This window comes from Kitasatospora sp. NPDC059817 (assembly GCF_042731835.1).
Classification (GTDB): Bacteria; Actinomycetota; Actinomycetes; order Streptomycetales; family Streptomycetaceae; genus Kitasatospora.
In genome coordinates this window covers 1-14,938 of the sequence record NZ_JBHWIR010000092.1, presented here as the reverse complement: position 1 = coordinate 14,938, position 14,938 = coordinate 1, and the positions used below count along the sequence as shown (strand labels likewise).

Below are 14,938 nucleotides of genomic sequence, written 5' to 3'. Positions count from 1 at the left end.
TGCCGGTGGATCACGACGTCCTACTTCCGCTTGCGCTTCTCCCGGACCCGCACCGAGATCGAGATCGGCGTCCCGACGAAGCCGAACTCCTCACGCAGCCGGCGCTCGATGAAGCGCCGGTAGCCGGCCTCCAGGAAGCCCGAGGCGAACAGCACGAACCGCGGCGGACGGATGCCCGCCTGGGTGCCGAACAGGACGCGCGGCTGCTTGCCACCGCGGATCGGGTGCGGGTGGGCGGCCACCAGCTCGCCGAGGAAGGCGTTCAGCCGCGCGGTCGGGATGCGGGTCTCCCAGCCCTCCAGCGCGGTCTCGATCGCCGGGACGAGCCTCTCCATGTGCCGGCCGGTCTTGGCCGAGACGTTGACCCGGGGGGCCCACTGCACCTGGACGAGGTCGCGCTCGATCTCGCGCTCCAGGTAGAAGCGGCGCTCCTCGTCCATCTGGTCCCACTTGTTGTAGGCGATGACGACGGCGCGCCCGGCCTCGACGGCCATCGAGATGATCCGGGTGTCCTGCTCGGCGAGGGTCTCGCTGGCGTCGACCAGGACGACCGCGACCTCGGCCTTCTCCAGCGCGGAGGAGGTGCGCAGCGAGGCGTAGAAGTCGGCGCCGGCGGTCAGGTGGACCCGGCGGCGGATGCCGGCGGTGTCGACGAACTTCCAGGTCTTGCCGGCGAGTTCGATCATCTCGTCGACCGGGTCGCGGGTGGTGCCGGCCAGCTCGTTGACGACCACCCGCTCCTCGCCGGCGACCTTGTTCAGCAGGCTGGACTTGCCGACGTTCGGGCGGCCGATCAGCGCGATGCGACGCGGGCCGCCGGGGGCGGCGTCGCCGAAGGTCTGCGGCGGGGCCTCGGGCAGCGCGTCCATGACGGCGTCGAGCAGGTCGCCCGAGCCGCGGCCGTGCAGCGCGGAGACGGGGTGCGGCTCGCCCAGGCCCAGCGACCACAGGTAGGCGGCCTCGGCCTCGGTGGACGGGCCGTCGACCTTGTTGGCGCACAGCACGGTCGGCTTGCCGGCCCGGCGGATGAGCTTGATCAGGGCTTCGTCGGTGTCGGTGGCGCCGACGGTGGCGTCGACCACGAACAGCACCGCGTCGGCCTGCTCGATGCCGAGCTCGGCCTGCGCGGCCACCATCGCGTCGAGGCCGAGGACGTCGATCTCCCAGCCGCCGGTGTCGACGACCTTGAAGCGGCGGCCGTTCCAGCTGGCCTCGTAGGTGACCCGGTCGCGGGTGACGCCCGGCTTGTCCTCGACGACGGCCTCGCGGCGGCCGATGATGCGGTTCACCAGGGTCGACTTGCCGACGTTCGGGCGGCCGACGATGGCCAGCACCGGCAGCGGTACGTGCTCGGCGCCGTCGAAGCCGTCCACGCCGTCGACGTCGAAGCCTTCCTCGGCGGCGATGGCCATGAACTCGGCGTAGTCGGCGGCGTCCAGTCCACCGTGGCCGGTGTCGGAGTGCTCTGCGGTCATGTTCGTCTGTTCCGTTTCCCGGCGCGGCCCTTCCCAGGGGCGCGCCGTGCGTACCTGCCCCGCTCGGGGCAGCGCGATGGTTGTCTCCGCGGCACCTCGGCGGCACCGCAGCTCATTCGGCCGTTCCGGCCATTCCGGTCGTTCAGGCCATTCCGGTCGTCCGGACCATTGTGGCCGTCGGGCCGACCCGATCATTCCGGCCGATCCGGTCCTCAGACCGGCCCGGCCGTCCAGACCTGTCCGTTCGTTCGGACCTGTCCGTCCTTTCAGACCGACGACATCCCGGCCCGCTCCTCCACCAGCGCGGCGATCCGGTCGATCACCTGCTCCAGGGTGAGCTCGCTGGTGTCCACCAGGACGGCGTCCGCGGCCTGGGCCAGCGGGGCCGTCTTCCGGGAGGAGTCGGCGGCGTCCCGGCGGGCGAGGTCGGCGGCCATCGCGGTGATGGTCGCCTCGTCGACGCCCTTGGCGCGCAGCTCGGCCGCCCGGCGCTCGGCCCGGGCCTGCTCGGAGGCGGTCAGGAACACCTTGACGGTGGCGTTCGGGAACACCACCGTCCCCATGTCCCGGCCCTCGGCGACGATGCCGCGCTCGGCGACCTCGGCGCAGCCGCGCTGCAGCTCCACCAGCCGGGAGCGCACCGCCGGCACCGCGGAAACGGCGCTGACCTGCGCCGTCACCTCGGGGCCGCGGATCGGTCCGGAGACGTCCTGGCCGTCCACCGTGATGGTGGGACCGTCCGCGTCCGTGCCCGACACGATCACCGGCTTGCCGCACGCGACGGCCACCGCCTCCGGGTCGGCCACGTCGACGTCGTTGGCCAGCATCCACCAGGTCATCGCCCGGTACATGGCGCCGGTGTCCAGGAAGCTCAGGCCCAGCCGGGCCGCCACCGCCCGCGAGACGGTCGACTTGCCCGAACCGGAGGGTCCGTCGATCGCGACGACGACCGGGGCGTGCGCTCGGTCGGCAGTGTCCACGGGGCCGAACCTCTCTCTGGGCGTGAAAGCCGGGGCCTGGGGAGGCAGACGGCAGGGGATTGTCTCCCTCAAGGTTAATGGACCGCCGCCCTACCCACTCCGCCACCCGATCAGCCCAGTACCAGCCCCCTGCCAGCCCCCCTCGGCCCCGGGATCAGCCCCGGTACCGGCGCCGATATCAGCCCCGGGCTTCAGCCCCGGCTCCAGGCCCGGTATCAGCCCTGGTCGGGGCCCAGGACCTGCAGGACGGCGTTGCCCAGCCGGGGCCGCAGGTACTCCCCGTCCCACTCGATGCCGAGGATGCCGGCGGTGAAGGCCATCGGGATCTCGCGGCCGAGGAGGTCCCAGACGAACGGCACCTTGGAGACGTGCGAGGGGAAGTCGTTCACCGCGAAGGAGTCCCGGTGGTACGGGTTGGCGTCCGCCTCCCGCCAGCCGAAGGACTGGCGCAGCCGTGGCCCGTCAGGGGTCTGGGTGTGCGCGAGGAAGGCGGTGAGCCAGCCGGTCACCCGTGGGCCGCCGGACATCGACCGCCACTTGAAGAGCGAGCGCCAGAACTCGTCGTCGACCGCCCCGCCCGCCGCGGTCGCCGCGATCTCGTCGAGCACCGGGCGCAGTTCGGCGAACCACGGCGCCAGCCAGTCGAAGCGCTCCGCCAGCCCGGCGACCCGCGCCACCAGCAGCGCCCAGTCCTCGGCCGTGCCCTCCAGCCGGATCCGCGGGATGCCGCAGCGGGTCTCCCAGCGGAAGGCGTAGTAGGGGCTGACCACGTCCATCAGCGCCACCAGCGCGCAGGAGGCGTCGTCGGGCGTGGTCGTCGAGAACGCCGGCTGGAACAGCTCCACCAGCTCGGCCCCGACCGCCGCCGCCAGCGGCTCCCGCACCAGCCGGATCGACCGCGACCAGTCCGGCCAGGGCGCCGCCAGGGTGTCGTCGCGGACCACGATCGCTTCCCGGCGCCCCTCGGCGCCGCCGAACAGCGCCCGGTACCTCGGCGCGTACATCCGCGCGTGCACGGCCACCTCGTGCACCACCGCGTACCAGAGCACGTCCGGCGACAGGCTGAGCGGCAGGTGCTCCGCGAAGGCGGCGTGGGCCGCCCGCACCAGCAGGCTGCAGGTCGGCTCCGGCTCGGCGGGCTCCGGGTCCGGCGGCGTCGGCCGGCGCAGTTCGACCAGCGCTTCGACGCTGCGGTGGTGGATCCGGAAGCCCCCACCCACCACCGCGCGCAGGAACCGCTCGTTCCCCAGGTCCACCGGCCGGCCGTAGGACCCGTGCCGGGTCTCGCCCAGCGGCAACTCGATGATCACCCCTGCTCCCCCCTCAACCGAACCCCTCACCCGAAGCCCTCAACCGAACCGCTCGGCCGAACCCCTCACCCGAAGTCCCGGAAGCCGACCGGCCCCCGCAGTCCGATCAGTCCCGGACGCTCCACCCGCTCGCCCGCAGCGCCACCGTGAGCGGCTTGACCGCCCCCGGCGCCACCGACAGCTGGACGAAGCCCACCTGCTGGCCGGTCGAGTGCTCGATGATGACGTCCTCGATGTTGACCCCGGCCGCGCCGACCTCGCCGAACAGCCGGCCCAGCTCGCCGGGCTGGTCACCGAGCACCACGGCCACCGTCTCGTACCGGGTGGGCGGCGCGCCGTGCTTGCCGGGGATGCGGGCCTGGCCGGTGTTGCCGCGCCGCATGACCGCCTCGATCCCGGCCGCGCCCGCCCGGCGCTCGCCCTCCTCGGAGGCGTCCAGGGCGCGCAGCGCGGTGACGGTCTCCCCGAGGTCGGAGGCGACCTCCTCCAGGATGTCGGCGACCGCACCGGCGTTGGCGGAGAGGATGTCGACCCACATGCCGGGGTTGGAGGCGGCGATCCTGGTGACGTCCCGAACGCCCTGCCCGGAGAGCCTTATGGCGGTCTCGTCGGCGTGCTCCAGCCGGGCGGCGACCAGCGAGGACACCAGCTGCGGGGCGTGCGAGACCAGGGCGACGGCCCGGTCGTGCGCGGCCGCGTCCATCACGATCGGCATCGCACCGCAGAGCGCGACCAGTTCCAGGGCGGCGTTGAGGGTCTCCGTGTCGGTGTCGTCGGTGGGGGTGAGCACCCAGGGACGGCCCTCGAACAGGTCGGCGCGGGCGGCCAGCGGGCCGGAGCGCTCGCGGCCGGCCATCGGGTGGCTGCCGATGTAGTGGACGGTGTCGCAGCCGAGCGCGGCGACCTCGATGCGCGGGCCGGCCTTGACGCTGGCGACGTCGGTGTACCAGCGGGCCAGGTTGCGGCGCTGGCAGTCGGCGAGCACCTTGCCGACGAGGGCGGGCGGCACGGCGATGATCGCCAGGTCGACCGGGCCGTCGGCCGGATCGGTGATGCCGGCGCCGAGGGAGGCGGCGGTCCGGGCGGCGTCCGGGTCGGCGTCCTCCAGATGGACGGTCAGCCCGCGGCCGGCCAGGGCGAGCGCGGCGGAGGTGCCGATCAGTCCGGTACCGACGACGACGGCAGTGCGCATGGCGGGTCGCGCTCCTTCTCGAATTCTCGGGCTTCGCGTTCTGGGCTTCGCGTTCTGAGCTTCGTGTTCTGGGTCTCCCGGGTTGCCCGGCCTCGCGGGACTTCCCGGGCCACCCGGCCTCGCGGGACTTCGCGGTTCTCGGTCCGGTCGGCGCCCCGGCACGGGCCGGGAGCACCCGCGCCCCATCCTCTCGCATCCGCCCCACCCACGCCCCCACCGCCCACCCGTTGGGCAACCACGGCGGCCCCGCCCCCGTCCCACACCATGCGGACGCACGCCGGGCACCACAGGCACCAAGGCACCACAAACACCACAGGCACCACGAACGCACCAGACCCACCAGACCCGCCAACGGGCACACACGCCGCACCCCGCGAAATCCGGCGACGCCCGCACCGAAGCGGGGCAGACTGGCCGCCCGGGCACGGCGCGGGCGACACGCGGAACACGGCACGCGAACGAAGGGGTTGCGCATGGACGATCAGCACAGCGGCGACGATCAGCAGAACGGCGAGGACCGCCACGTCAGCGAGGCCGGGCCCCCGAAGCCCCCCGCCGTCCCCGCCCACCCGTCGGTCCTGGACTCCGTCGTGGTCTACGCCGAGGGCGCGGTGTGCCGCCGCCGGGCCAGCGTCCCGCTCCCGGCCGACGGCCGGCTGCGGCTGACCGGCCTGCCCTCCTCCCTGGACGGCCGCTCGCTGCGCGCCCGGGTGCTCGACGGCCCGAGCGGGACGGCGGTCACCGAGGCCCGGCTGGAGCTGCTCGCCGAGTTCCACGAGCCGACCGAACTCCCCCGGCTCCGCCGTGAGTTGGACGAGGCCATGGAGCGCCAGGGCGCACTCAACGAGCGCCGCCGACTGGTCCTGACCGCGATCGCCGAGACCTCCGCCCTGCGCGCCGTACCGCCGCAGCGGCGGCGCGAGGAACCACTGCGGCGGACGCCCGCCGACGCCTGGCTGGAGCTGGCCGACTTCGTCGACGAGCGCCTGACCCGGCTCCAGCAGCGCGCCGAAGAGCTCACCCGGGAGGTCGAACTCGCTGACCACGAGCGCGAGTTGGCCGCCGACCGACTGGACCGCGCGTCCACCGCCGGCCCCGCCCACCCGGTCGAGACCGCCGCCACCGTCCTGCTCACCCTCACCACCACACCGGCCTCGGCACTCACCGCACAGCCCGTCACGGAACCCGCCCGGGAGTCCGTCGCCCCAGCCCCCGCCCCGGCCCCAGCCCCCGAGGAGCCCCCCGCCCGGCTCGACATCGAGCTGGAGTACGGCGTCCCCGCCGCCCGTTGGGTGCCCGCCTACCGCCTCTCCTACCGCCACGGCGCCGACACCGGCCGGCTCGTCCTGCGCGCCTCCGTCGCCCAGCAGACCGGCGAGGACTGGACCGGCGTCCGGCTCGCCCTCTCCACCGCCGACCTCGACCGCCGCACCGACCTGCCCCGGCTCCGCTCGCTGCGGATCGGCCGCAGCCAGCCCGCCCCGCCGCCGTCCGGCTGGCGCGAGCCCCCGGCCGGCCTGGCCGACCTCTTCACCGGCTACGACGACGCCGGCGCCGGAGCCCGCCCGGCCCCGCGCCGCAAGGCCCCGCTCGCCGCCTCGGCGCCCGGCCCGTACGGATCCGCCGCCCGGCTCAACCGCCTCGGCGGCGCCCGGCCCGCCGGTCCCCGGCCTGCCGACGCCGGCCTCGTGGCCGACGCCGCCCGGCTGGCCGCCCCCGCCGGGCGCGGCGGCACCCTGGACATCGACGAACCCGCCCCGACGCCCCCGCCCGCCCCGGGCGGCTTCGCCGGATACGGCGGTGCGCCCGCCGCCGCCCCGATGCCCCAAGCCCCCCTGCCGCAAGCCTCGATGTACCAAGCCTCGATGCCCCAGGCCTCCGCGCCGCCGCCCGCCCCCGTGGCACCGGGCGGCGCACCCCCACCGGACCTGTACCCGCTCGCCCGCCGCTCCCGCCGAAGCGGCGGCGGCACCGAGGCCCCCGGCACCGGCTTCGCCCCGGACGCCTCCCTGCTCGACTACCCCGGCCTCGTCCTGGCCGGCCCCGACGCACCCGCCACCCACCGCGGCACCCTGCACCCCCAGGCCGAGCAAGCCGACCGGGCCGACCACTACGGGCCGGCGGCGATGGTCCCGGGCGGCACCGGCGGCGAGCGGGTACGCCACCTGGCGCTCCCCCGGCACGCCGTCCCGCCCCGCGAGTCGGCGGGCTCCTTCGACCACCGCTTCGACTCCACCGCCCCCGCCGACATCCCGTCCGACGGCACCTGGCACACCGTCACGATCGACGAGATCCCGGTGTCCGTCCGCCCGGAGTACGTCACCGTCCCCGCCGTCGAGGAGAAGGTGTACGCCACCCTGGTGCTCGCCAACCGGACCGACCGCGCCGTGCTGGCCGGCCCGGTCGAGGTCACCGTCGACGACGAGTTCCTGCTCACCGCCGCCCTGCCCACCCTCGCCCCGGGCGGGCTGCGGAGCCTGGGCATCGGGGTCACCGAGAGCATCGAGGTGGCGCGCCGCACCGAGCTGCACGAGTCCACCGCGGGCATGCTGAGCAGCAGCACCGTGCTCGACCACCAGGTGCACGTCCAGCTGGCGAACCGGCTCGGCCGTACCGTCACCGTGGAGGTCCGCGAGCGTGTGCCGGTCGCCTCCGACGCCGAGATCCGGATCGAGGAGCGGGCCGACTGGCAGGCCCCGGCGGTCTCCACGCCGGACTGCCCGCCCAGCACCCGGCTCTGGCGGGTCGAGCTGCCGCCCGGCGGCCGCACCGAGCTGGACGGCGGCTACCAGATCAAGATCCCGGCCGGAAAGGCCATCGTCGGTGGAAACCGGAGGAACTGAACGATGACCGGAACGACCATCCCCCTCCCCGTCACCGCCGTCACCTGCCTGGAGGACCGCAGCCAGGTCGAACGCACCGCCACCGTCGACCTCGCCGCGGGCGTCCAGCGGCTGCGCCTGGGCCCGCTCACCGCGCTCGCCGTCGACCGCACCCTGCGCGCCGAGACCACCGCCCCCGGCACCCGCGTGCTGGACGCCCGGATCGTCCGCGACTGGATCCCCCGCGCCCCGCTGCCGCCCGGCCCGGAGGACTCCCGGCTGCGCCACCGGCTGCACGAGCTGGAGACCGCGAGCCGCCTCGCCGACCAGACCCGCGCCCGCCTGGAGGCCCGGCTGGCGCTGCTCGCCCAGCTCTCCGCCGACCTGCTGCGCGAGATCGGCGAGGGCGCCGGGATCGGCGAGCTCGAACGCACCCGCTGGGCCCGCGAACTGGACCGGGTGGACGCCGAACGCGAGCGCCACGGCGAGGAGCTGCGGACCACCCACTCCCGGCTGCGCCGCCTGGACCAGGAACGCTCGCAGGCCCTGATCGCCCTCGACCAGGCCGAGGAGGAACCGGCCGAACTGGTCGCCCACCTGGAGCTCACCGTCGAGGCGGCGCAGCCCGGCCCGAGCGGGCTGGCCGTCACCCACCTGGTGCCGTGCGCCCTCTGGCGCCCCTCGTACCGGGCCACCCTGGACGGCGGGAGCCTGCGGCTGGAGTCGGAGGCGGTGGTCTGGCAGCGCACCGACGAGGACTGGACCGGCGTCCGGCTCACCTTCTCCACCGCCCGCTCGGCCCTCGCCACCGACCCGCCCGCCGTCGCCGAGGACGTCCTGATGCTGCGCGAGCGCACCGCGGAGGAGCGCCGCACGGTCGAGGTGGAGCTGCGCGAGGAGGCGATCAGCGCGCTCGGCCCGACCGCCGGGGTGCCGGGGGTGGACGACGGCGGGGAGGTCCGGGTGCTGCCCGCGCCCGCCCCGGCCACCGTGCCCTCCGACGGCCGGGCGCACCGGGTGCCGCTCGGCGCCTTCACCGGGCAGGCGAGCAGCGAGTACGCGTGCGCGCCGGAGCTGTCCCCGCTGGTGACCCAGGTGGTCCGGTTCCGCAACGCGGCCGGGCACCCGCTGCTGGCGGGTCCGGTCGAGCTGGTCCGCGGCAGCGGCTTCACCGGTCGGGGTGAGCTGGGCTTCACCGCCGCCGGGGCCGACGCCGAGCTGGCGTTCGGCAGCTCGGACGGCTACCGGGTGGTCCGCGAGGCCGAGGAGCGCCAGGCCACCGCCGGGCTCACCGGCCGCCAGACGACCACCCGGACGGTGCGGCTGCACCTCTCCCGCTTCTCCGGCCCGGAGGAGCGGGACGAGCAGGTCGTCGCGGTCCGCGAGCGGGTGCCGGTCTCCGAGGTGTCGGCGGTGGAGGTGCGGCTGCGCAAGGAGGAGTGCTCCCCGTCGCCGGACGCCTTCGACGCCGAGGGCATCCTCCGCTGGGACGTCCCGCTCGGGCCCGGCGCCCGTCGGACGGTCACGCTCGTCTACGAGGTCTCCGCCACCGCCAAGGTCGCCAGGCTCTGAGGAGCCCGGCCTCCGCCGCCGTCCGAACACCGGTCCGCTCGTGACGACCGCTCAGGACCAAACCGGGTAGAACAGGAACATGATCCTCCACCTCGCCCCCCTGGACGACTGGCTGTCCGACCCCGGTCGGCCGTACACCACCGCGTCGCTGCTCACCGACGGGTTCATCCACTGCTCGGCGGACGAACAGACGGCGCTCGCGGTGGCCAACGCCTTCTTCGCCGACACTCCCGACCCGCTGATGGCGCTGCTGATCGAGGAGTCACAGGTGGAACCGATGGTCAAGTGGGAGGCCCCGCACGGCGCACCGCCGCCCGGGGCCACCCCCGGCCTGCTGTTCCCGCACGTCTACGGACGGCTCAACCGCTCCGCCGTCAAGGGCCTGCTGAAGGTCGAACGCGGCCCGGACGGCCGCTGGGCCACCCTCACCCCCTGGAGCTGACGCCCAACCCCCGACGGCCCACCCCCGACGGCCCACCCCCGACGGCCGACCCCGACGGCCCACCCGGCCCGGTGCACAACCAGCCCCGGTCACAACCAGCCGGTCGGCCAGCTCACAACCAGCCCCGCTCCCGGGCCGCCATACCGGCCTGGAAGCGGGTGGTGGCGCCCAGCGAGCGCATCAGGCTCTGCAACCGGCGCTGCGTGGTGCGGGCGCTCCAGCCCAGCGACCGGGCGATCGACTCGTCGGTGAGGCCGGCCGCCAGCAGGCCCAGCAGCTTGCGGTGGTCGGCCTCCGGCTCCAGCGTCGCGTCCCCGGTGCCGATCGCGGCCTGCAACTGGACGGCGCGCTCCCACTCCGCCTCGAACAGCGTGTCCAGCGCCTGGAGCAGCGCGGAGGGGTGGATGACGTACGCGGCGTCGAGGACGCTGTCGCCCACGCTGATCGGGATGATCGCCATCCGGTCGTCCGAAATGATCATCTTCATCGGCAGCGACGGCCGGACCCTGGCCTCCTCGCCGTCCGCGACCCCGGCCAGGATGTTCCGCTCCAGCCGGCCCGGCCAGGCCACCGCGTCCCGGTCGTAGACGGTCCGCAGCCGCAGCCCCTCCCGCAACCGCCGCCGCTGCAACGGGATCGGGGTCACCGGATCCTGGATGTACGGCGGGCGGTCGAAGCCGCGGACCTGGTACTGGCTGGTCTCGGTGATGTGCTCCAGCCGCTGCGCGATCGCCTCGCCACCGGTCAGCACCTCCACCGAGTGCGCCGGATCGGTGTACCGCGAAGCCTCCCGGAAGGCGTCCATCAGGCGGTGCATCTCGGCCCGGGCGTGCCGCAGTTCGGACTCGCGGTGGCCGATCAGGGTGCCGATCGCGACGTCGGGGGCGACCGGCAGGTAGCGCTGCCGGTCCACCGGCGCCCGAGTCGCCATGCCCTGCTGCGCCAGGCGGTCCAGGGCGCGCACGCTCTGCTGGAGCGTCAGGCCGCAGCCCTCGGCCAGTTCCTCCGCGGTGGACTGCGGATTGGCCACCAGCGCCGCGTAGACCTGTCCGTCCGGCTCGGCCAGTCCCAGTGCGCTGAGTGGTGCATCCGACACGACGCCGTCTCCCCCGTTCGCCCCCCACCGGCGCCGGCCTTGGCGCAGTCCCGCCACTGGGCGGGTGGTGGTCCGGTGGCAATCCTCTGCCACAGATCATGGCACTGACAAGGCCGTGACCAGGGGTTGCGGCCCGCCTCGCACCCCACCCACCCCCGCCGGACGACCGAGGGCCACCCCCCCTTTCGAGGGGGAGGCCCTCTACAGAAGCCCGAATATACCGACCGGTCTACAGACTCCAGCGGGAATATACCGACCGGTCTATATAGCCCGACCGGAATATACCGACCGGTCTACAGAAATATACCGACCGGTCTACAGGCCGACCTCGCGCATCAGCTGACCGACCTCGGGGTTGGTCAGACGGCGCAGCCAGCCCGACTTCTGGTCGCCCAGCGCGATCGGGCCGAAGTGCGTGCGCACCAGCTTCTCGACCGGGAAGCCGGCCTCGGACAGCATCCGGCGGACGATGTGCTTGCGACCCTCGTGCAGGGTCACCTCGACCAGGTAGTTCTTGCCGACGTTGGAGATCACCTTGAAGCTGTCGGCGCGCGCGAAGCCGTCCTCCAGCTCGATGCCCTGCGCCAGCTGCTTGCCCAGGTCGCGCGGGATCGGGCCCTGGATGGCGGCCAGGTAGGTCTTGGTCACGCCGTACCGGGGGTGGGTGAGACGGTGGGCCAGCTCGCCGTGGTTGGTGAGCAGGATGATGCCCTCGGTCTCGGTGTCCAGACGGCCGACGTGGAACAGCCGGGTCTCCCGGTTGGTCACGTAGTCGCCGAGGCACTGGCGCCCGTCCGGGTCCTCCATGGTGGAGACCACGCCGGCCGGCTTGTTGAGCGCGAAGAACAGGTACGACTGGGTGGCGACGGTCAGGCCGTCCACCTTGATCTCGTCGTTCTGCGGGTCGACCCGCTTGCCCTGCTCGGTGACGAGCTTGCCGTTGACCTGGACCCGGCCCTGCTCGATCAGCTCCTCGCAGGCGCGGCGGCTGCCGATGCCCGCCCGGGCCAGCACCTTCTGCAGGCGCTCGCCCTCGGGCTCGCCGAAGGTCTTGGGCAGCTTGACGGCCGGCTTGTCGTGCCGGGCGAGGACGGCGTCCTCGATCTTGGCCTGCAGCTCGCGCGAGCGCTGCGGCTGACGGCGCGGGTCGCCCGGGGCGCCCTGGCCCTCACGGCGCGGGCGCGGGGCCGGGCTGGGGCGACGCCCGGAGAAGCCGCCGCGGGCGGGGGTGGCGTTGGGGCCGCCGCCGTACTCGGGGCGGTCGTAACGCCGCTCCTCGGGCCGCAGCGGGCGGTCCGGGTACCGGTTGTCATCGCGCCGGTCGTCCCGGCGGCTGTCACGCCCGTACGAGCCGGAGCCCGAGCCGGAGCCGCCGCGCGAGCCGGCACCGCTGCCGCCGCCGTACGAGCCGCCGCGCGAGCCCGAAGCGGACCCACCGCCGTACGAACCCCCGCGCGAGCCGGAGCCCGAGCCGGACCCGCCGCCGTACGAGCCGCTCCGCGAACCCGAGCCGGACCCGCCGCCGTACGAACCCCCGCGCGAGCCGGAGCCCGAGCCCGAGCCGCTGCGGCCGCTGCCGCTGCCGCCGTAGGAGCCGCCGCCCCGGCCCCCGCCCTGTCCGCTGCGACCGCTGCCGCCGCCGCTGCCGTTCCTGCCGTTGCCACTGCTACGCATCAAAGTGTCCGTACGTCGTTACCGTCTGGGATGTGCGGTCGTTTCGGCCGACCTCACCGCCCCCTACCGATCAGGCGCAGCCCGACCGGCCTCGCCACTGCCGTCCACGGCCTTCACGGCAGCGGCGGCGACCGCCTCCGCGATCATCGTGCCCTCCAGGGACTCCGCTTCCACGTCGTCGACCTCGGGCAGGAAGGGAGCAAGCTCCGGCAGCTCGTCCAGGCCGCGGAGCCCCATCCGTTCCAGGAAGTAGTTCGTCGTCCGATACAGGATCGCACCTGTTTCGGGCTCGGATCCGGCCTCTTCCACCAGTCCTCGCTGTACCAGGGTACGCATCACGCCGTCACAGTTCACACCGCGGACGGCGGAAACCCTCGATCTGGACACCGGCTGCCGGTAGGAGACGACCGCCAGGGTCTCCAGTGCGGCCTGCGTGAGCCGGGTCTGCTGGCCGTCCAGCAGGAAGCGGTCGACGGCCGGAGCGCAGGTGTCCCGGCTGTAGAACCGCCACCCGCCGGCGATCAGCCGCAGGTCGAATCCGCGGCCCTGGGCGGTGTATTCGGCGGCCAGTTCGCGCAGCGCCGCGGCCACCTGCGCCCGGGGCCGCTCCAGCACGCCGGCCAGCCGCTCCTCCCCGGCCGGCTCGTCGACGACCATCAGGATCGCCTCCAGCTCGGCCTTCAGTCCGGCCCCGGCCGCCTCCTCGCCCTCGGCCGAATCAGCACCCTCGGCCCGATCAGCATCCTCGGCCGGATCGGCGACGCCGACCAGATCACCGACGCCGGAAGTCGACGGGGCCGACTTCTGGTACACGACCCGGGCCTCGCCCTCCGACGAGACACCCACGGACGCCGCCACCGGCTTCACCGGCCCCACCACCGGCCCCACCACCGGCCCCGGCAGCAGCTCGAAGGCCGGCTCCAGCCACTCCCCGGCCCGCGGCCGCCCCGGCAGCCCGAGCGGGCGCCGCACCGGCCGCCCGCCGCCCCCGCCGCTCCCACTCAGGCTCCCGCCCCCACTCGGGCTCCCGTTCCCACCACTCATCGGCTCTCCTCCCGCTCCCGCTCGCCCACCGGCCGGTCGAACTCGTCCGTCACCTCGACCGCGCCCCGGTCCGCCTCCGCCACCCAGCGCACCAGCAGTTCGCCCAGCGCCTCCGGCTGCTCGAAAGCCAGCACCCGCTCCCGGTACAGCTCCAGCAGCGCCAGGAAACGGGCGACGACCACCAGCTCGTCCGGCGCGTCCGCGACCAGCCGCTGGAACGACGCCTCGCCGAGCTCGGTGAGCAGCCCGACCACCAGCCCGGCCTGCTCGCGCACGCTGACCGGCGGGCTGTGGATGTGGTCGACGTACACGACGGGCTTCGGCTTGGGTTCCATGGCCCTGGCCGCCAGCTCCGCGAGCCGCTCCGGGCCGATGGTGATGACCACCTCGGGCAGCAGCCCGGCATGCCGGGGCTCCAGCCCGACGGTGCGCGGGCGTCGGGCCAGCTCGGCGGCCCAGCGCTCGCCGAAGAGAGCCGCCGCCCGCTTGTACGCCCGGTACTGCAGCAACCGGGCGAACAGCAGGTCGCGGGCCTCCAGCAGCGCCAGGTCCTCCTCGTCCTCGACCTCGGCGGCGGGCAGCAGCCGGGCGGCCTTGAGGTCGAGCAGCGTCGCGGCGACGACCAGGAACTCGGTCGCCGCGTCCAGGTCCCAGTCCGGGCCCATCGCCCGGATGTGTGCCATGAACTCGTCGGTGACGGTGGCCAGCGCCACTTCGGTGACGTCGAGCTTGTGCTTCGCGATCAGGCTGAGCAGCAGGTCGAAGGGGCCTTCGAAGTTGTCCAGCCGCACCCGGAAACCGCCCCGCGGCTGTTCCTCGGTCGCGTTCACGGCGGTGGTGGGTGGTTCGGCGGTGCTCGGCATGACGGTCCATCTTCACCCGGCCCGGCCGCCCGCCCCGCCCCCGGGGCCGTCGACACGCCGTCGACACCGCAGGACGCCGACACGCCACACCAGGGATGCCGCGCCGGGGATGCCACACCGGGACCGCCGCACCGGAGGCACCGCACCGGCAGCACCAGAAGCACTGCCGACGCCCGGGAAGGGGCCTAGCGGCCGCGCAACCGCCGGACCAGGATGGAGGCCTCACCGCGCTGCTCCAGGTCCGCCAGGACGACCGCGATGGCCTCCCGGACGATCCGCCCGCGGTCCACGGCCAGGCCGTGCTCACCGCGCAGCACCAGCCGGGCGTGCTCCAGGTCCATGAGCTCCTCGGCGGACACGTACACGGTGATCTTCTCGTCGTGCCGCTCGCGCCCGCTGGGGCGGCGCGGGGGGCGGCGGGGCGGGGCGGGGGGGGCGGCGGGGCCGCGCGGCGCCGGGGGGGGCGGC

General features: G+C 74.5%; 11 protein-coding genes and 1 pseudogene. 3 read left to right on the top strand and 9 right to left on the bottom strand.

Features of this window, described 5'->3' with window-relative positions:
• Positions 1–20: 20 nt before the first annotated feature.
• From der to ACFV61_RS20445, 4 genes are all read right to left on the bottom strand, one after another.
• On the bottom strand, positions 21–1,475 hold the full coding sequence (gene der, locus ACFV61_RS20460; protein ID WP_063349663.1) for a ribosome biogenesis GTPase Der: 1,455 nt from the start codon (positions 1,473–1,475) through the stop codon (positions 21–23).
• A gap of 266 nt (positions 1,476–1,741) precedes the next feature.
• Positions 1,742–2,455 carry a (d)CMP kinase gene (gene cmk / locus ACFV61_RS20455; protein WP_363374184.1) on the bottom strand — a complete coding sequence of 238 codons (714 nt, stop codon included), beginning with the start codon at positions 2,453–2,455 and terminating at the stop codon, positions 1,742–1,744.
• A 215-nt stretch (positions 2,456–2,670) separates the two neighbouring features.
• On the bottom strand, positions 2,671–3,765 hold the full coding sequence (locus ACFV61_RS20450; protein ID WP_380493091.1) for a DUF4419 domain-containing protein: 1,095 nt from the start codon (positions 3,763–3,765) through the stop codon (positions 2,671–2,673).
• A 106-nt stretch (positions 3,766–3,871) separates the two neighbouring features.
• Positions 3,872–4,957 (bottom strand): prephenate dehydrogenase, encoded by a 1,086-nt coding sequence (locus tag ACFV61_RS20445; RefSeq protein ID WP_380493089.1) that lies wholly within the window; start codon positions 4,955–4,957, stop codon positions 3,872–3,874.
• 473 nt (positions 4,958–5,430) lie between these two features.
• Between ACFV61_RS20445 and ACFV61_RS20440 the strand changes: the two genes are divergently transcribed.
• The 3 genes from ACFV61_RS20440 (at position 5,431) to ACFV61_RS20430 (ending at position 9,793) form a co-directional block, all read left to right on the top strand.
• A complete protein-coding gene (locus ACFV61_RS20440; RefSeq protein WP_380493087.1) occupies positions 5,431–7,800 on the top strand; it encodes a DUF4139 domain-containing protein in 2,370 nt (789 codons plus the stop codon).
• A gap of 3 nt (positions 7,801–7,803) precedes the next feature.
• A complete protein-coding gene (locus ACFV61_RS20435; protein ID WP_380493085.1) occupies positions 7,804–9,351 on the top strand; it encodes a mucoidy inhibitor MuiA family protein in 1,548 nt (515 codons plus the stop codon).
• A gap of 79 nt (positions 9,352–9,430) precedes the next feature.
• A complete protein-coding gene (locus ACFV61_RS20430) occupies positions 9,431–9,793 on the top strand; it encodes a DUF952 domain-containing protein (protein ID WP_063349658.1) in 363 nt (120 codons plus the stop codon).
• Between the two features lie 112 nt (positions 9,794–9,905).
• Here ACFV61_RS20430 and ACFV61_RS20425 read toward each other — a convergent pair whose 3' ends face one another.
• The 5 genes and pseudogenes from ACFV61_RS20425 to ACFV61_RS20405 form a co-directional block, all read right to left on the bottom strand.
• Entirely contained in the window at positions 9,906–10,889 is a 984-nt protein-coding gene (locus ACFV61_RS20425) for a helix-turn-helix domain-containing protein (protein ID WP_159398525.1), read from the bottom strand.
• 315 nt (positions 10,890–11,204) lie between these two features.
• Complete coding sequence (locus ACFV61_RS20420; RefSeq protein ID WP_380493083.1) at positions 11,205–12,563, bottom strand: pseudouridine synthase; 1,359 nt, start codon at positions 12,561–12,563, stop codon at positions 11,205–11,207.
• A 63-nt stretch (positions 12,564–12,626) separates the two neighbouring features.
• Entirely contained in the window at positions 12,627–13,247 is a 621-nt protein-coding gene (gene scpB / locus ACFV61_RS20415) for an SMC-Scp complex subunit ScpB (protein ID WP_380493106.1), read from the bottom strand.
• Between the two features lie 356 nt (positions 13,248–13,603).
• Positions 13,604–14,470 carry a ScpA family protein gene (locus ACFV61_RS20410; RefSeq protein ID WP_079135939.1) on the bottom strand — a complete coding sequence of 289 codons (867 nt, stop codon included), beginning with the start codon at positions 14,468–14,470 and terminating at the stop codon, positions 13,604–13,606.
• A 185-nt stretch (positions 14,471–14,655) separates the two neighbouring features.
• A pseudogene (locus tag ACFV61_RS20405) lies at positions 14,656–14,938 on the bottom strand (hypothetical protein); the annotation flags it as partial.

Excerpts from the sequence above, each read along its gene's own strand:
- der (WP_063349663.1), bottom strand. The coding sequence starts at position 1,475 with ATGACCGCAGAGCACTCCGACACCGGCCACGGTGGACTGGACGCCGCC.
- ACFV61_RS20445 (WP_380493089.1), bottom strand. The coding sequence starts at position 4,957 with ATGCGCACTGCCGTCGTCGTCGGTACCGGACTGATCGGCACCTCCGCC.
- ACFV61_RS20440 (WP_380493087.1), top strand. The coding sequence starts at position 5,431 with ATGGACGATCAGCACAGCGGCGACGATCAGCAGAACGGCGAGGACCGC.
- ACFV61_RS20435 (WP_380493085.1), top strand. The coding sequence starts at position 7,804 with ATGACCGGAACGACCATCCCCCTCCCCGTCACCGCCGTCACCTGCCTG.
- ACFV61_RS20430 (WP_063349658.1), top strand. The coding sequence starts at position 9,431 with ATGATCCTCCACCTCGCCCCCCTGGACGACTGGCTGTCCGACCCCGGT.
- ACFV61_RS20420 (WP_380493083.1), bottom strand. The coding sequence starts at position 12,563 with ATGCGTAGCAGTGGCAACGGCAGGAACGGCAGCGGCGGCGGCAGCGGT.
- ACFV61_RS20410 (WP_079135939.1), bottom strand. The coding sequence starts at position 14,470 with ATGCCGAGCACCGCCGAACCACCCACCACCGCCGTGAACGCGACCGAG.